This is a genomic window from Streptomyces sp. KR80, assembly GCF_052245555.1.
In the GTDB taxonomy this organism is placed as follows: Bacteria; Actinomycetota; Actinomycetes; order Streptomycetales; family Streptomycetaceae; genus Streptomyces.
The window spans coordinates 1-16,598 of the sequence record NZ_JBQQCD010000002.1 but is presented as its reverse complement, the minus strand read 5'-3'; the positions used below and the strand labels follow the sequence as shown (position 1 = coordinate 16,598).

The window sequence follows — 16,598 nt, the reverse complement described above, 5'->3', positions numbered from 1 at the left end:
CGTAACCGGTGGGCGCCGGCATGCCCGGCGCCCACCGGCCCTTGCCTGCAGGAGGACCTGTGACCCGTTCCCTGGCCCCCGCTCGTCGCCACTGGGCCCGCTTGTCCGTCGCGACCCTGGCAGCCGTCACCCTGACGGTCACGCTGACGACCCCGACGTACGCGACCCCGCCCAACATCCCCAGCAAAGCCACCGCGCAGGCCGAGCTCAACGCGCTGACCGTCGCCGCAGAGGGCAGCATGACCGGCTACTCCCGGGACTTGTTCCCGCACTGGATCACCATTTCCAGCACCTGTAACACCCGGGAGGAAGTGCTCAAGCGCGACGGTACGAACGTGGTGGTCGGCAGCGACTGCTATCCGGACTCCGGCAGCTGGTACAGCCCGTATGACGGAATCACCGAGACCCTGGCGTCCGACATCGACATCGACCACGTGGTGCCGCTCGCCGAAGCGTGGCGCTCCGGAGCCAACACCTGGACGACCAGCAAGCGTCAGGACTTCGCCAACGACCTGGCCTACCCGCAGCTGATCGCGGTCACCGACAACAGCAACCAGTCCAAGGGCGACCAGGATCCCTCCACCTGGACACCGCCCGTGTCCTCCTACCACTGCACGTACTCCAAGATGTGGATACGGTCCAAGTACCACTGGGGTCTGAAACTCCAGTCCAGCGAGAAGTCGGCTCTGCAGAGCATGCTCAACACCTGCTCGTCATGACCGCGTTCACGTTCGCCTGACACCCGTGCCCGGCTGATCACCCTCGTGACCAGCCGGGCACGTACGCAGCTACATCCCTTGGGAGAGCAGGAGTTCGTGCGCCAGCCTCGCTCCCCGGGCTGCCTTCTCCTTCGTCTCCGTTTCCGTCTCCGTTTCCTGTGACGGGAGCTCCTCCAGACCTTGGGCCAGCGCCCGCACGGCCTGGGCCAGGACCTGCACCTGGTCCTCCAGGAGGCCCAGTCGTTCATGCATGCTCTGGGCAACGTGCTCGGTCATCGTTGGCCTCCTTATTCCGTGGGTTCGACGAGGAAGCCGGCGCTCAGCCCGGTCGGTGCGGTCCCACGCCATGGTCGGCCCGCTCCGGCGTCACGCTCTGATTCCAGGGTGGGGGAGAGCGGCCCGATTCGCACAAGACTGCGCATCGTGCACGATGCGCTGCGCCCCGTAGTTCTGATCCCGCCCGGGGGAGGCCCCGGATGTCGTCGATGTGCAGATGTGCAGACCCGGCATGGCTTTCCGGTCAGGCGGAAGGGGCACTCGGACCGGGGTGGACCGGTGTGGAGGAGGTGCGGATGTCGGGCGCGACGACCGTCGATCTCTACGAGGTCACGATGGCGATGGCGTATCTGCGGGAGGGCATGACCGCCCCGGCGACGTTCAGTCTCTTCGTCCGCGAGCTGCCGCCCGACCGCGGCTTCCTCGTCAGCGCCGGTCTGGAATCGGCGCTGGACTTCCTGTCGGGCTTCCGCGTCGGGCCCGAGGACGTCGACGACTTCGCCGCGGCCCTGCACCGGCCGAGGAGTGACCTGGAACCGCTGCTCGGCCTGGAACTCACCGGCCAGGTGCGGGCGGTGCCGGAGGGCCGGGTCGTGCTCGCGGGGGAGCCCCTGCTCGAACTGACCGCGCCGCTTCCTCAGGCGCAGCTGGTCGAGACGTATCTCCTCAACCGGCTCAGCCATCAGACGGCGATCGCCTCGAAGTCGGCGCGGTGCGTCCTCGCCGCGGCGGGGCACCCCGTCGTGGACTTCTCCCTGCGCCGCACGCACGGCCCGGAGGCCGGATTCGAGGCCGCCCGGCTGGGCGCGATGGTGGGCTTCGCCGGTACGAGCAACGTGGCGGCCGCGCGCGCCGAGGGGCTGACCGCCGTCGGCACGATGGCCCACTCGTTCGTGGAGGCGTTCGGCGCCGAGGAGGAGGCGTTCCGCGCCTTCGCCCGATCCCACCCCGGACCGGTGACCTTCCTGGTGGACACCTACGACACCGAGACAGGGGTGCGCACGGCGGCGCGCGTGCTGCGCGACCTGGACCTCGGGTCCGGATCGGCGATCCGGCTGGACAGCGGCGACCTCGGCTCCCTGGCGGTCATGGCGCGGGGCATCCTCGACGCCGCCGGGCTGCCGGACGTACGGATCGTCGCCAGCGGCGGACTCGACGAGTACGCCGTGGCCGAACTGGTCCGCTCCGGAGCGCCGATCGACACCTACGCCGTCGGCACTCGCGTCGGGGTCTCCGCCGACGCCCCCTTCCTGGACTCCGCCTACAAGCTGGTCGAATACGACGGTCGGCCGGTGATGAAGCTCTCCTCGGCGAAGGTCACGGCACCAGGGCCCAAACAGATCTTCCGCCGCCCCGGATATCCTGATGTGGTCGGGCTCCGCGACGAACGGCCGCCCCCCGACGGACAGCCGCTGCTGGCGACGGTCATGCGCGACGGGCAGCGCACCGGGGAACGCCCCGCGCTCGACGAGGCTCGGGCGTGGTTCACCGCCGACCTGGCCGAACTCCCCCAGGACGCCCGGCGGATCACCGACCCGACCGCCCCGCGCGCCGTCTTCTCCGAGCAGCTGACCGCGCTGGCCGACCGCGTACGGCACCGCATCGAGGAGGAGGTGCTCGCTCCCGGCGGAGTCCGGGCGGCCGACGAGTCCGGACCGAGGCGGCCCGGACCGAGGTGAGGAGAATCGTCATGTCACGCACGGTGGAGTGGAAGGTCCGCCTCTACCTCGTCGAAGAAGACGGGATCACGAAGGCCCGTGCGGTGCTGGATACCGACACCGGGTCCGCATCGCTCACGGGCCGAGGCGTCGCCCGCTGCAACCCTGAGGACGTCGACGTGCCGGAGATCGGTGACGAGCTCGCGGCCAGCCGGGCGATGAGCGACCTGGCACGGCAGCTGATGCGCGCGGCGGACCGCGATCTGGAGGGAGTCGGCGCGGGTCCCGCGAACCCACCGGCCAAGCCTGCGCTCGGCTGGCCTGACGCGGCCATGTGACAGCGATCGGCCCGGGAACGCGACCAGGGCCCCGACTTGGGGACGTCCCCGGACGCGTACGGCATCCCTGCGCGATCCCTGCGTGCCGACGGTTATTCGGCACGGCGGCTCGGGAGCATCAGCTGCCTCAGGGGGCGGGCGGACGGCTCCCGCTCGCCACGGCTGAAGGGGGACGGGCCAGGTTCTGGGCGCGGGCGATGAGCAGGGCGACATCGTCGTGAGTGTCGGGGTGGCGCAGCGCCCGAAGGAGCCGGTCGCAGGTCTTCTCCAGGGAACGTTGGGGGTCGTCGAGGAGGTTGAGGAGGGTGTCCAGGCGTTCGTCGAGTGCATGTCGACGGGTTTCGACCAGGCCGTCGGTGTACAGAACCAGCTGGTCGCCCGGTTCGAGGGTGAAGGTGGTGGTGTCGAAGGTGACGCCGCCGACGCCGAGGGGCGCGCCGGTGGGCAGGTCGAGGAGTTCCGGGGGGTGACCGGTGCGCACCAGAGCGGGGGGAAGGTGGCCGGCGTTCGCGATCTGGCACTGCATCCGGTGGGGGTCGTAGACGGCGTAGATGCAGGTGGTGATGTAGTGCTCGAGGCCGACGGTGATCTTGTCGAGGTGCTGGAGGAGCCGGGCGGGTTCGAGGTCGAGTGACGCCAGGGTGCTGGTCGCGGTGCGCAGGCGGCCCATGGTGGCCGCCGCGTCGATGCCGCTGCCCATCACGTCGCCCACGACGAGTGCGGTCTTGTCCCCTTCCAGGGGGATGAGGTCGAACCAGTCGCCGCCGACTTCGCTCGCGGCCCCGGCCGGTTGGTAGCGGGAGGCGACCTCCAGACCCTTCATGGCCGGTGGGTGCTCCGGCAGCAGGCTCCGTTGAAGGGTGACCGCAGTGGTACGAGCCCGCTGGTACCACCGGGCATTGTCGATCTGCACGGCCGCCCGGGCGGCCAGCTCGCGGGCGAGGACGAGGTCGTCGTCGGTGAAGGGCAGTGGGTTGCGGGTGCGCTTGAGGTCCAGGGCGCCCAGCACCTCGCCGCGGGCGGTCAGCGGCACCGCGAGGTAGGAGTGGACGCCGGCCCGGCCCAGAAGCGTGGCGGCGTCGGCGTCGCGGGCGATGCGCGGCAGGTCCCGGTGGTTCACATGGCGCACCATGACCGGGCGACCTGTGTGCACGCACTGGGTGACGAGACGGTCGGCGGCGTAGAGCGCCAGGTCACCGGGGGGATCGGCGGCGCGGAGGGCCTCAGTGGGGTGGGCGGCCTTGACGGCCAGGGCCCGGAAGAGCGCCGGGTCGTCGGATGACAGATCGGTGCGGCGGCCCTCCAGTACGGAGTCGAGCACATCCACCGCCGCTATGTCGGCGAGCTCGGGCACGGCGACTTCGGCCAGCTCGCGGGCGGTCCGGTCCAGCTCCAGCGTGGTGCCGATGCGCGTGGAGGCATCGGCGATGAGGGAGAGGCGCTGCCGGGCCCGGTCGGCCTCGGTGGCCGCCCGGTGCCGCTCGGTGACGTCCACCACCGAGGTGGCCACGCCCAGAACCGTTCCGGCGGCATCCTCGAGCCGATAGAAGGAGACCGACCAGGCGTGATCCTGATCCGGATCGGCCGGGGTGCGGCCCACGGCGTACTGGTCGAGCAGGGGGACTCCGGTCTCCAGCACCTGGCGTAGTCCGGATTCGATCGTCTCGACGTCCAGGAAGGGCAGGACCTCGCGGCAGGTGCGGCCGAGGTGGTCCTCGGCGGGAATCCCGTTGATGCGCTCCAGCGCGGGGTTCACGGCCACGTACCGCAGATCGGTGTCCATGACTGCCAGCCCGATGGGGGACTGGGAGACCAGCCGCACGGAAAGCGCCAGGTCCCGCTCCACCTGGCGCAAGGTCGCCCGGTCGGTGGCGATGCCCAGGGCGTACAGGTCTCCCCGGTCATCCAGAAGCCGCATATTGCGGAACTCGAGCAGCCGGGTGCTGCCGTCCTTGCGCCGGACGGGGAAGGCTCCGGCCCAGCTGCGGCCGGTGGCCATCACGTCCATGAACAGTTTGACCACCAGGTCGCGGTGCTGCTCGTGGATCAGGAGTTGGGCTGCGTACTGGCCGAGTGCCTCCTTGGCGGTGTAGCCGAACAGCTCCTGGGCCTGTGGACTCCACAGAACGATTCGCCCCTGGGCGTCGAGCAGCACGGCTGCGACGCCCAGCACGTCCAGCAGCCCGCTCGGCCGGGACGCCTCAGGGAACGGCTGATCGCTGCCCGTCCCCAAGGGTCCAGCTGTGCTCACCCCAGGCACTCCCTCCGCCTGTCCCAACGACATGCGGACTCGGCGCCCTGTCCGGCCCGCATGTCGCCTGCGCCCGCTTTGGTCCGGCGCCTCCATGTTCCCCCCTGTGCCGGATGACCGCACAGGCCCGCAAGGCCGGTCCGGGCTGCTGAGTCACGGAGAGTACAAGCGGAGTCGGCCCCTGTCACCGGTCGGCGGTGCATCGCTCGGAGCTGTTCGAGGCGCGGCTGCGCGCCCTGGACGTCCGCGCACCGCGGTGGTAACGGTCGCCGCCGGCGCGGTCGCGGTCAGGGAATGCCGCGACGCCTGGCGCCGCGACAGCTGCTGGGCCGACCGCCGAGATCGTCCCGGAGGTGTCAGTGAGTGAGCAGTTGCCCCATGGCGGCCATCACCGACGGCTCGACCCGGTAGTACACCCACGTCCCGCGCCGCTCGGAGGTGAGCAGTCCGGCCTCGCGGAGCTTCTTCAGGTGATGGCTGACGGTGGGCTGCGAGACGCCGACATCGGAAATGTCGCAGACGCACGCCTCACCGCCTTCGTGGGAGGCGATCAGGGAGAACAGCCGCAGCCGCACCGGATCGCCGAGCGCCTTGAACATCACCGCGGTCCGCTCGGCCTCCGCGACGCTCAGCGGACGCTCGGTCAGCGGCGGGCAGCACGGTACGGCTTCCGATGCCGGTTCCGGCCCTGACAGGACTTCGACGGTCTGCATACGCCCATGTTGACACACGTCGAATCAGACCGTCGGCGAGTCCCGGAGCGTCAGCCCTCACCCCTGGCCGGGCGCGGGAGCCAGCGATCCGCTCCGGCGGAGAACGGCGTAGCCGATGCCGATCCCGAACGCCACCGGCCAGTCGAGGACGTCCGCCGCGCCCAGCACCCCGAGGCCCACGTACAGCGGCAGGCCGCCCTTGGCGGGGAGAACCTGACGGGCCACCGCCACCGGCAGCATCGCCGCGTTCGCCGCGCCGCTCGCGACCCGGCCGACGTCGGGAACGGTGATGGTGATCGTGCGCCGAGCACCGCTCTCCGAAGCCTTGGCCGTCGTCGAGGACTTCGCCGGCGGCTTCTTCGTCGATGTGCCGGCCCGGCGTGAGGGTGCCTTCGCTTTGCCGGCGGGGGTGCGCTTCCTGGGAGTGGTCGGGGTAGTCACGAGTCTCACGTCCACACGTGCATCACGTCGGAGTATTTCTTCCCATCATTCATGGTAGTCGCGATCACTCACCGGGACGCCGGACCACGGCGCTCCACAGGTGTCAGCGGCGCATGGCGGGTAACCCGGGGGTCACTCCCCGTTGGCGATCGTGGACCGGAGGCCTCACCGATGTCACCGCTGTCAGGGCTGCGGATACCGACACCGCCGCTGGGCCCGCTCGCGGACAGTGTGACGGCGGGCGTGCACGGCGTGGCCGATCTGGCCGGCCGGCTGGTCGGTCTGCCGCGACGCGGGGTGTGGTCGCGTCCGGGCCGCTGCTACATCGAGGTCCACGGGGTGCACGGGGCCGGAGGACAGCGCATGGCCCGCCGCGTCGAGCGGGCGCTCGAGGAGCATCCGGGCGTGCTGTGGGCGCGGGTGAACGCGCCGTCCGAACGGGTCGTGGTGGCGCTGGCGTCACCACCCCCGCCCGAGCGGGAGTTGGTCGCCCGGGTCGCGCACGCGGAAGCCCACGGCGCGGCCCCGCACGCCGACGAGTTCGACGAATGGTGCCCGGAGCCGCACCACCCCTGTGAGGGGCCGAAGACCCGGCAGTCCGTCTCCGCCCTCACCGCCGACGCCCTGGGCCTGGGCATCTCCACCGGACTGCGGATGGCTCCCTGGCTCAAGCTGCCCACCGAGGTGGGGGCGCTCGCCACCGCCCTCGAATACCATCCGCGGCTGCGGCACCTGGTCGCCGCGGTCAGCAGCACCGAGCAGGCCGAGTCGGTGCTGCCGGTGGTCAGCGCGCTGGCCCAGGGAGTAGCGACGCGCGGCGGCGGAATCGCCCTGGACGCGCTCCAGCGGCTGGCCCAGTGGCGGGAGGCGAACGCCGAGCGCGAGTCGTGGGCGGAGGCCGAGCCGCGGCTCGTGTCCGGGCCGGACGAGGCGTCGGCCGAACCGATCGTGGTCGAGCGGCCCGGGCCGTCCCCGATGGCGGCCACTGACCGCTATGCCGAGTGGTCGATAGCGGCCGGTGCGGCGGCCGGCGCCCTCTCCGTACCCTTCGCCGGGCCCCGCCGTGGCCTGGCCGTCGCTCTGGCCGGCGTGCCCAAGGCACCGGAGGCCGGGCGGGAGGGCTTCGCCACCCGACTCGGCCGGTTCCTTGCTCTGCGTGGCGTCGTGGCCATGGACCGCGGCGCACTGCGGCGGCTCGGCCAGGTGGACACCGTGGTGCTGGACGAGGAGGCGCTGCGCACCGAGCGGTACGAGCCGATCGACCTGGAGCTGCTGAGCGGTGCGGAGCCCGAGGAGACCACCGAGCGGCTCTTCGCCCTCTTCGACCCGGAAGAGCCTCTGGAGACCCGCCGCGACGACGCGGGCTGGACCCTGGGGCCACTGGACCGGCTGGACCTCTCGGGCCGTACGGGGCGGCAGGCGGCCGGCCGGCTGCGCCGCAAGGGCAGCGAGCGGGAGCTGGGCCTGGCCAAAGGGCGTCGGCTGCAGGCCGTAGCAGGCCTGGCCGGGCAGACGGCGCCGGGCGCGGAGGCCGTGGCGGCCGCCGCCCGCCGGGCAGGCGCGCGCGTGGTCATGGCCGGAGAACGGAGCGACCCGGCGTTCTCCTTCGCCGACGCGATGGTGCCGGCCGGCAGCAGGCTGGTGGCCTCGGTGCGCGGACTGCAGGCCGACGGCGCGGTCGTCCTGCTCGTCTCCGGGAACCGCCGGGCGCTGGGCGCGGCCGACTGCGGGGTCGGCGTGCACCGCGCGGGCGAGCCTCCGGCCTGGGGCGCACACCTGCTGGTCGGGGCGGACCTGGAGTCGGCAGGACTGATCGTGGACGCGGTCGGCGTGGCCGCGCGGGTCGACCGGGAGAGCGCCGTGCTGGCCGGAGGAGGAAGCGGGGTGGGCGCGGTCGCCGCCCTCCAGGCTCCCCCGTGGCAGGCGTGTGCGCGGGAGATGGCGGTGGGCAACTCCGCCGGGGCGGTGGCCTTCTGGCTGGGCAATTGGCGCGCCCGGCAGCTTCTCGCCCGTCCCCTGGCCCCGCCGGTGACCACCATTCCCTGGCATCTGATGCCCGCCGACCGGGTGCTGGAGCGCCTGGGCACCAGTACCGACGGCCTGTCACCGCAGGAGGCCGCCTCCCGGGCCGGGCTGGCCCGGCGTACGGATGAGCCGACGCGCACCAGCCTGCCGTCGGCCTTCATTGAGGAACTGGCCAACCCGCTGACCCCGGTCCTCGCCGCCGGAGCCGCACTCGCCGCCGCCGTGGGTTCACGCGTCGACGCCGCGCTCGTGGCCGCCATCACGACCACGTCCGCGCTGGTCGGCGGTTTCCAGCGGGTCAGAACCGAGCGCGCCCTGGCAGAGCTGTTCGCCCGCTCGGCGATCGGCGCGCGCGTCCGCCGAGGCGGTACGGAACGGCTGGTGACGGCCGGTGACCTGGTCCACGGGGACGTCATCGTGCTGCGTCCTGAGGACGTGGTTCCGGCGGACTGCCGGCTGCTGGAGGCCGACGGGCTCGAAGTCGACGAGTCGTCCCTGACCGGGGAGTCCCTCCCCGTGGGCAAGGACCCGGCGCCGGTGGTCGCCGCGCACCTCACGGACCGCAGCTCGATGCTCTACGAGGGAACCGTCGTGTCCGCCGGACGGGCCCTGGCCGTCGTGGTGGCCACGGGACCGGCCACCGAAGTCGGGCGCAGTCTGGCCACGGCCCGGCAGGCGGCCCCGGTGACCGGCGTGGAGGCGCGCCTGACCTCGCTCACCCGGGCCAGCGTGCCCGTCGCACTCGGTTCTGCGACCGCCGTGGCAGGCGCCGGGCTGCTGCACGGACACGCCCTGACCGACAACCTCGCCTCAGCGGTGAACCTCGCCGTCGCATCCGTCCCCGAAGGCCTGCCGTTCCTGGTCAACGCGGCCCAACTGGCCGCCGCCCGCCGGCTTGCCGACCTCGGCGCGCTGGTACGCAACCCCCGCACCATCGAGGCGCTCGGCCGCGCCGAGGTGCTGTGCTTCGACAAGACCGGGACCCTCACCGAGGGCAACCTCCAGCTCGCGGCGGTCAGCGACGGGGACGGCACACTGCCCGCGGAGCGCCTCGACACTCCGCGCAAGGCGGTGCTCGCCGCCGCGCTGCGGGCCACCCCGCCGGCGCGGCAGGCGGAGCCCATGGCCCACCAGACCGACCGCGCGGTGACGGCCGGAGCCCGCCGGGCGCGCGTCGCCGTGGGTCGTGGCGCGCCCCGCTGGCGGCGAACCGACGCGCTGCCCTTCGAGCCCTCCCGGGCCTACCACGCCACCACGGGCCGTACCGCACACGGCGTACTGCTGAGTGTGAAGGGGGCCCCGGAGAACGTGCTGCACCGCTGCCGCCGCAGGCGGCTGCCGGAGGGGGACACCGACCTCGACGAGGCCTCGGTGACGGAGCTGACCGGTGCGGCGGAAGAGCTCGCCGGCGCCGGCCGGCGGGTGCTCGCGGTGGCCGAACGCCCCATGGCCGCGGACGAGGTGCTCACCGACGACGCCGTGGAGGACCTGGTCTTCCTCGGGTTCATCGCCCTCGCCGACCCCGTCCGCACCAGCGCCGCCCCCGCCACCGCCCGCCTGCACGAGGCGGGTGTGCAGACCGTCATGCTGACCGGCGACCACCCCGCCACCGCGGACGCCATCGCGGCGACCATCAGCGACGTCACGGATCCGAAGGTGTCCACCGGCCCCGAACTGGACGAGCTCGACGACGCCGAACTGGACGCACTGCTGCCGACCGTGGACGTGATCGCCCGCTGCAGCCCGCACCACAAGGTCCGTATCGTCCAGGCCTATCAGCGACTCGGGCAGGTCGTGGCGATGACCGGCGACGGCGCCAACGACGCGCCCGCCATCCGGCTCGCGGATGTGGGCATCGCCCTGGGACGGCGCGGAACCCCGGCCGCGACCGCCGCGGCCGACCTCGTCGTCAGCGACGACCGACTGGAGACGATCGTCTCCGCCCTGATGGAGGGGCGGGCGATGTGGGCCTCCGTCAGGGCCGCACTCGCCATCCTCATCGGCGGCAACCTCGGCGAGGTCACCTTCAGCGTGCTGACCTCCGCCCTCACCGGCAGCACGCCGCTGAGTGCCCGTCAGATCATGCTGGTGAACCTCCTCACCGATCTCGCTCCGGCGCTCGCCATCGCCGTACGCGAGCCCACTGGACAGACCGGCGAGCGGCTGCTGCGTGAAGGCCCGCACCGTTCCCTGGGCACCGCGCTGACCAACGAGATGCTGCTGCGCGGTGCCATCACCGCGCTCGGCGCCGGACTGGCCTGGAGCGCGGCACGCCTGACGGGCACCCGGCGGCGCGCCAGTACGGTGGCGCTGGCAGCGGTGGTCGGCACCCAGCTGGCGCAGACCCTCACCACCGGTGGCCTGGATCCCCATGTCCTCATCGCGGGCCTCGGTTCGGCCGTGGCACTCGCCGCCATCGTCCAGACGCCCGGCGTCAGCCAGTTCTTCGGCTGCACCCCACTCGGCCCGGTCGCCTGGGGCATCACGCTCGGTGCGATCGCCTCGGCCACCCTGATCGGTACGGCCCTGACACCGCTGGTCCATCAGATGGCGCCCGAGGACTAGGAGGCGCTCCCTGGGCTCTACGCGGCCCCGTCGGCCGGCGGCACGACAGAACGCGAGAACGCGGAACCTCCCTCCGGGTGACCTGGAGAGCAGATGTGCACACGGTCGGCGCCGCGGAGGAATGATCAAATGCCGCAGTCGCGCGCGATGGACTGCGGCCGGCGTCGACGTCACGCCGTGGACCGGATGAGGATCGGGACTTATGCCAAAGGGCACTGTGAAGTGGTTCAACGCCGACAAGGGGTTCGGCTTCATCACCCAGGACGAGGGCGGCCCGGACGTGTTCGTCCACTTCTCGGCCATCCAGACCGGCGGATACAAGTCGCTGGAGGAGGGCCAGAAGGTCGAATACGAGGTGACCCAGGGCCCGAAGGGGCCACAGGCGGAGCAGGTGGTCCCCCTGCCCTGACCCCTTGGCGGCTCCGGAGCCCTGCCCGCTCCGGAGCCGCAGGTGGGTGGGTCAGTGCCGGTGACCGACTCCCGTGACGAGTTCACCGAAGCGGCCGCCCCGGGTTCGCGGCGCCAGCGGGGCCGTCGGCGCGCCCGCGCCCTCCCGGAGACCGGACAGGAACTCCCGCAGCGCCTCCTCGGCGGTGTGGCGCGGTTGCCAGCCCAGCTCCTCGCGGGCTCGCGACGTGTCCATGATCGGCAACCGGAGGACCGCGTCGAAGAGATGGGGTGACGCCGGGACCAGGTGGAGGTGCCAGGCCGCCGCGAGCCCCGCCCGTACGGCCGGCACCGGCAGCTTGACGACCCGTGCCTGGAGCAGCTCGGCCAGCAACTGCGCATCGACCTCTGGCTCGGCCGCGAGGTTGAAGGCGCCCCGCACATCTTGCGTCGCGGCGAGCCGGTACGCCTCACCCGCGTCGGCGGCATGCAGCGCTTGGAAGCGCAGCCCTGGGAGGTCGGGTACGAGCGGCAGCAGTGCGGGCCTGACCAGGCTGCCCGGCACCAGCGGCCCGCCGAACAGCCGGCGTTGCTCGCTCGCCGACTCTCGCTTGAAGATGAAGGCGGGCCGCATCCGCACCACCCGGACCGCCGGGTGCTCGCGTTCGAAGGCGTCGAGTGTCCGCTCCAGGTAGGACTTCTCGCGGGTGTAGGCGGCCCCGGGCCAGCCGTGTGTGGGCCATGACTCGTCGACCGCGACGGCCCGGTCCCGCGGGCCGGGCGAGTACGCGCCGACCGAGGACGCGTAGACCAGCGCCGGCACCTCCGCCTCCGCGACGGCTTGGAAGACCCGGATGCTGCCCAGCACGTTCGTTCGCCAGGTGGTCTCCGGGTCGTGCGTGGGCTGGAAGAGCCAGGCGAGGTGGATGACCGCGTCCGCGCCGCGAAAGAGCTCGACCAGGTCGGGCTCCTTGCCCACATCGACACTCGCCCAAGCCGTCTTCGGCGGCGTCCACGCGGGGATCCGCCGGGCCAGGCCCAGGATCGAACCGATCTGCGGGTCGGTGCCGAGCGCTTCGAGCACGCTCGTACCGACGTTCCCGGTGGCGCCGACCACGACGATCCGCAGTCCCTCGCCGCCCGTCGTCCCGCTGGTCATGCCGTTCCTCCCAGATCTCCTACGGGGTCCGTCCGAGCCGGCGGCGACCGCAGGCACCCTCGGCGGTGCCGCGCGTGCCCGTGGACCGCGCATCCGCCGGTCCCGGCTGCCGAAGCCCTGTGCAGGGGCCCACGGTCAGCAGTCCTCGGCCAGTTCTTCGATGGTGCGGCCGCTGCGGACCGAGGCGGGTTGCGAGCTCTGCGGGTTGCGGCGGGCGTCGGCGCCTTCGTCGGACTTCTTCACCAAGAGCCAACGCTCTCGCTCGTCGTCGCCGCCCATGCGCGTCAGCGCGTATCCGCCGCGCAGCTTCTCGCCCTCCAGCCATACGGTGACGTGGCCCGACTCGACCGCCTCGGCGAGGGGGACCTCCCGGTGGCGGAGCTCGGTCAGGTTCTGGTACGTGCCCGTGTCCCAGACGATGACCCGGCCCGCGCCGTACTCGCCGCTCGGGATGACCCCTTCGAAATCGAGGTAGTCGAGCGGGTGGTCCTCGGTTCGCATGGCCAGCCGCTTGTCTCGCGGATCGGTGGACGGGCCCTTCGGCACCGACCAGGACAGCAGTACGTCGTCCGCCTCGAGGCGGAAGTCGTAGTGGAGGGTGGTCGCCGCGTGCTTCTGGATCACGAAGTGCGGCTCGCCGCCCCGGGACGGCGTACCACCCATGGGTTCGGGTGTCCGGCCCTCATGCCGCTTGGAGCGGTAGGTCTTCAGCCGATCCCTGTCGTTGCCGGCCATGCGCCACGAGTGCCCGTACGCCGTGCCAGCAAACCGGGAGGAAACCCTCCGAGGGCCGATTACCCGCCCCAGGGCCGGGCACCCGGCGCAGGACGTCCCCACACCCGTACGCACGAGGCAGGCAGGTGAGACCGCCATGAGCAGGAAGCACGAAGCGGTGGTGCGGACTCTGCTGGACCAGCAGGGCCGGACGTACGCATCCGAGGCCGGTATCACGCTGCGGGACACGCCCGGACCCCTGTACCAGCTCCTCGTGCTCTCCCATCTGCTGTCCGCCCGTATCAAGGCGGACATCGCGGTCGCGGCCGCCCGCGCGCTCTTCAACGCCGGGATGCGGGACGCGCGGAGGATGGCCGAGGCGACCTGGCAGCAGCGCGTCGACGCGCTCGGCGAAGGCGGCTACCGGCGTTACGACGAGCGGACCGCCACCCAGCTCGGGGACGCGGCCGAACTGCTGCAGCGGGAGTACCAGGGCGATCTGCGGCGGCTGCGCGAGGCCGGAGACCCCAAGAAGCTGCTGCGCGACTTCCCGGGCATCGGGCCGTCCGGCGTCGACATCTTCCTCCGGGAGGTTCAGGGCGTCTGGCCGGAGGTGGCGCCGTACCTCGACGCGAAGGCGCTGCAGGGGGCGGAACGCCTCGGCCTGCCGACGACCCCGAAGGACCTCGCGGGGCTGGTGGACGAGGGCGACTTGCCCCGGCTGGCGGCGGGCCTGGTACGCGTCGCCCTGGACAAGGAGAGCGCCGAAGAGCTGCGCGCCGCCTGAGGATCCGGAACCTCGACGGTTGATCCGAAAGCGGTCCCGGTCAGCCCGCGGCCGCCCGGCCGGAAGCCCGTCCTCAGGCCGTCCTGGCCCGAGCGCTGTGACGTGCCGCGTTGCCGAACATCGGCCGGTCAAGCCGACGCTGGGCCGTCACGGGCCGAACCACTGAGCCTGCCGTTCTCCTTGACCTCCGATGTCTATACCAATTAGATTCCCGATCGCCGCTCCCTCAGGGGCGCCTGGTCGATGCGTACTTGGCCCCCTGAGGTCACGGCAGGACAGGCGCGGTCGTCCGCCCCCTCGCCAGGCCGCCACTTCACCGCGGCCGTCTCCGGCGTGCGTTCCGTTCAGGAGGTTCACCGGCCCATGTCAGGCATGCGCAAGCTGTTGTCCGTCGCGACCGTGGCCGTCGTGGCCGCCCTGACCGCTCTGGGTCTCGGCGTCGTCCCGACCGGTCACGCCGCCGAGAGCCAGAGCAACCCGGTTCCTCCAGTGGCCCCGGCACTGCAGGAGTGGAAGGGCGGTGAGGGCAGGTTCACCCTGTCGTCTCGCGCCAGAGTCGTGGCGCACGACCGTCGGCTGGCCGACGAGGCCCGCACGTTCGCGGCGGACCTGCGGCGGATCACCGGACGACGGCTGCCGGTGGAAGCCGGTCGGCGGTCGCACCCCGGCGATCTCGTGCTCTCCCTCGGTGACCAGGCCCCCGAGCACCGCGAAGGCTATGCGCTGACCATTGGTGACCGAGTGACGGTCGCCGCACGACAGGAGACGGGAGTCTCGCGCGGCACCCAGACCGTGGAGCAACTCTTCGCGCTCGACACCCGGAAGACCTCGATCCCGCGCGGCAGTGCCACCGACTGGCCCCGGCTCGACGAGCGCGGATTCATGATGGACGCCGGGCGCAAGTACTACCAGCCGTCCTACATCGAGCAGCAGATCCGTACGGCGGCCTGGTACAAGCTCAACACCGTCCACCTGCACCTGACGGAGTCGGAGGCCTTCCGCCTCAAGAGCCCGAAGTTCCCCGGCCTGGCGCCCGAACAGGCCTATACGAAGGCCGACATCGCGCGCTTCGAGGCAGTGGCCGCGAAGTACCACGTGACGATCGTGCCCGAGATCGACCTGCCGGCCCATGCGGGCGCGATCGCGGAGCACTGGCCCGAGACCAAGTGGGCCTGCGAGTCGATGAATCGCAAGCCCTACCCCGTCAACCTCGACGTCACCAAGCAGGCCACGCGTGATGTAGCCAAGGAGCTGCTCGACGAGTTCATCCCCTGGTTCCCGCGCAGCCCCGAGTTCCATGTCGGAGCCGACGAAACGCCCGGGCAGGCCAACTTGGAGGAGTGCCCCGAACTCGTCGACTACGCCAAGAAGAACGGCTACGCCAACGTGGCCGATGTGAATGTCCGCTTCATCGACTACCTGGACGAGATCGTGCGCAGCCACGGGAAGCGCACCGTCATCTGGAACTGGTGGGACGTCAAGGTCCACCCGTGGAAGCCGAACCTGTCCCCGACCATCGACCCCAACCGCGACATCAAGGTCGAGGTCTGGTGGAACAGTGAGCAGACGTACCTCGACAAGGGCTACGAGGTCGCCATCTCGCCGTACCGGCAGCTGTACGTGGTACCGGGAACGCTCCCCGGGAACAGCGCCCTCGTCCCCAACGACGTATGGCTGTACGGCCAGTGGCAGCCCATCGATCACCCCAAGCTGTCCGGCTATCTCATCTCCCGCTGGACCGACCGCTCCACCACCGAGTCGGACGCCTACCACGACTGGTTCGCCCACCGTGCGCAGCAGGTGCTGGCCGACCGCGCCTGGGGCGGGCCGCGTGCAGGCAGCAACCTGGACTACGAGAACCGGGTGGACCGGATCGGACCGGCGCCCGGAGTGACGGACGGGTACGCGGCCGTCCCGGCCGACGGCGTACGCCTGACGGGGACGCCGTACGGCACCGGCCCGGCCGGCGGCGGCTCCGAACCCACCTATGACAAGGTCTTCGACGGCGACCCCGGGACCTTCTTCGACTCTCCGGAGGCGAACGGCGGGTACGCGGGCCTCGACCTCGGGCACCGGGCGCGCGTGACGAAGGTGCGGATCGTGCCGCGCAGTCAGGCCGCCGCGGACCTGAAGCGGATGACCGGCGGGAAGCTGCAGGGCTGTACCGAAGGCCCGGACCGGGGATGCGTGGATCTGGCGACCGTCATGTGGCGCCCGCCGGGCTACGACTGGCTGCAGCTGCCGGTCGAGGACGAGAGCCGCTACCGCTGGCTGCGTTACCTCGGCCCCGACGGCGGCCACGCGAACGTCGCCGAGGTCGAGTTCTGGACGAAGCGGCAGCAGGAGGACTAGGTGCCGCCACCCGGGGGCGGGTCTCGCGCACGCGTGAGGCCCGCCCGCGTCGGGCACAGTCATCCGATGTCTGCTCCGCCTGATGCCGTCCGACCTTGCTACCGTCCGACCCCGTCCTGTGTGGCCGGCCGATCCTCGCCAATCCCGTTCGGCCGCCCAGACGCCTCGGCGCCCTTTCCCCACAGGTTCCGAAGTGGGGGAAGGGTGCCGAGG

Annotated in this window: 13 protein-coding genes; 7 read left to right on the top strand and 6 right to left on the bottom strand. The window is 71.8% G+C overall.

Annotated features, from left to right (window positions below; genetic code table 11):
- The first annotated feature begins 20 nt into the window (after positions 1-20).
- The gene (locus ACTWQI_RS03205) at positions 21-719 is read left to right on the top strand and encodes an HNH endonuclease family protein (RefSeq protein WP_443267213.1); all 699 of its coding nucleotides are present in this window, start codon (positions 21-23) and stop codon (positions 717-719) included.
- 69 nt (positions 720-788) lie between these two features.
- On the opposite strand, the gene ACTWQI_RS03200 is transcribed toward ACTWQI_RS03205, so the two are convergent.
- Positions 789-995 (bottom strand): hypothetical protein, encoded by a 207-nt coding sequence (locus ACTWQI_RS03200; RefSeq protein ID WP_443267212.1) that lies wholly within the window; start codon positions 993-995, stop codon positions 789-791.
- Positions 996-1,291: 296 nt separating this feature from the next.
- Between ACTWQI_RS03200 and ACTWQI_RS03195 the strand changes: the two genes are divergently transcribed.
- Together ACTWQI_RS03195 and ACTWQI_RS03190 are read left to right on the top strand one after the other, a co-directional pair.
- Entirely contained in the window at positions 1,292-2,674 is a 1,383-nt protein-coding gene (locus tag ACTWQI_RS03195; RefSeq protein ID WP_443267210.1) for a nicotinate phosphoribosyltransferase, read from the top strand.
- An 11-nt stretch (positions 2,675-2,685) separates the two neighbouring features.
- On the top strand, positions 2,686-2,991 hold the full coding sequence (locus tag ACTWQI_RS03190; protein WP_443267209.1) for a DUF1876 domain-containing protein: 306 nt from the start codon (positions 2,686-2,688) through the stop codon (positions 2,989-2,991).
- 127 nt (positions 2,992-3,118) lie between these two features.
- Here ACTWQI_RS03190 and ACTWQI_RS03185 read toward each other — a convergent pair whose 3' ends face one another.
- The 3 genes from ACTWQI_RS03185 to ACTWQI_RS03175 form a co-directional block, all read right to left on the bottom strand.
- The gene (locus ACTWQI_RS03185; RefSeq protein WP_443267207.1) at positions 3,119-5,242 is read right to left on the bottom strand and encodes a SpoIIE family protein phosphatase; all 2,124 of its coding nucleotides are present in this window, start codon (positions 5,240-5,242) and stop codon (positions 3,119-3,121) included.
- 356 nt (positions 5,243-5,598) lie between these two features.
- Positions 5,599-5,955 carry an ArsR/SmtB family transcription factor gene (locus ACTWQI_RS03180; RefSeq protein ID WP_443267206.1) on the bottom strand — a complete coding sequence of 119 codons (357 nt, stop codon included), beginning with the start codon at positions 5,953-5,955 and terminating at the stop codon, positions 5,599-5,601.
- 57 nt (positions 5,956-6,012) lie between these two features.
- The gene (locus tag ACTWQI_RS03175; RefSeq protein WP_443267204.1) at positions 6,013-6,396 is read right to left on the bottom strand and encodes a hypothetical protein; all 384 of its coding nucleotides are present in this window, start codon (positions 6,394-6,396) and stop codon (positions 6,013-6,015) included.
- A 171-nt stretch (positions 6,397-6,567) separates the two neighbouring features.
- On the opposite strand from ACTWQI_RS03175, the gene ACTWQI_RS03170 reads away from it, so the two are divergent.
- Positions 6,568-10,986 carry an HAD-IC family P-type ATPase gene (locus ACTWQI_RS03170; protein WP_443267202.1) on the top strand — a complete coding sequence of 1,473 codons (4,419 nt, stop codon included), beginning with the start codon at positions 6,568-6,570 and terminating at the stop codon, positions 10,984-10,986.
- Positions 10,987-11,188: 202 nt separating this feature from the next.
- Complete coding sequence (locus ACTWQI_RS03165; protein ID WP_443267201.1) at positions 11,189-11,395, top strand: cold-shock protein; 207 nt, start codon at positions 11,189-11,191, stop codon at positions 11,393-11,395.
- 51 nt (positions 11,396-11,446) lie between these two features.
- Here ACTWQI_RS03165 and ACTWQI_RS03160 read toward each other — a convergent pair whose 3' ends face one another.
- Both ACTWQI_RS03160 and ACTWQI_RS03155 read right to left on the bottom strand, forming a co-directional pair.
- Positions 11,447-12,532: an NAD-dependent epimerase/dehydratase family protein gene (locus tag ACTWQI_RS03160; RefSeq protein WP_443267199.1), complete on the bottom strand. Its 1,086-nt coding sequence runs from the start codon at positions 12,530-12,532 to the stop codon at positions 11,447-11,449.
- Between the two features lie 135 nt (positions 12,533-12,667).
- Positions 12,668-13,267 (bottom strand): DNA polymerase ligase N-terminal domain-containing protein, encoded by a 600-nt coding sequence (locus tag ACTWQI_RS03155; protein ID WP_443267198.1) that lies wholly within the window; start codon positions 13,265-13,267, stop codon positions 12,668-12,670.
- Positions 13,268-13,403: 136 nt separating this feature from the next.
- Between ACTWQI_RS03155 and ACTWQI_RS03150 the strand changes: the two genes are divergently transcribed.
- Together ACTWQI_RS03150 and ACTWQI_RS03145 are read left to right on the top strand one after the other, a co-directional pair.
- Positions 13,404-14,033, top strand: coding sequence for an endonuclease (locus ACTWQI_RS03150; protein WP_443267195.1), 630 nt, complete (start codon positions 13,404-13,406; stop codon positions 14,031-14,033).
- 363 nt (positions 14,034-14,396) lie between these two features.
- Entirely contained in the window at positions 14,397-16,385 is a 1,989-nt protein-coding gene (locus tag ACTWQI_RS03145) for a family 20 glycosylhydrolase (protein ID WP_443267193.1), read from the top strand.
- The last annotated feature ends 213 nt before the right edge of the window (positions 16,386-16,598 follow it).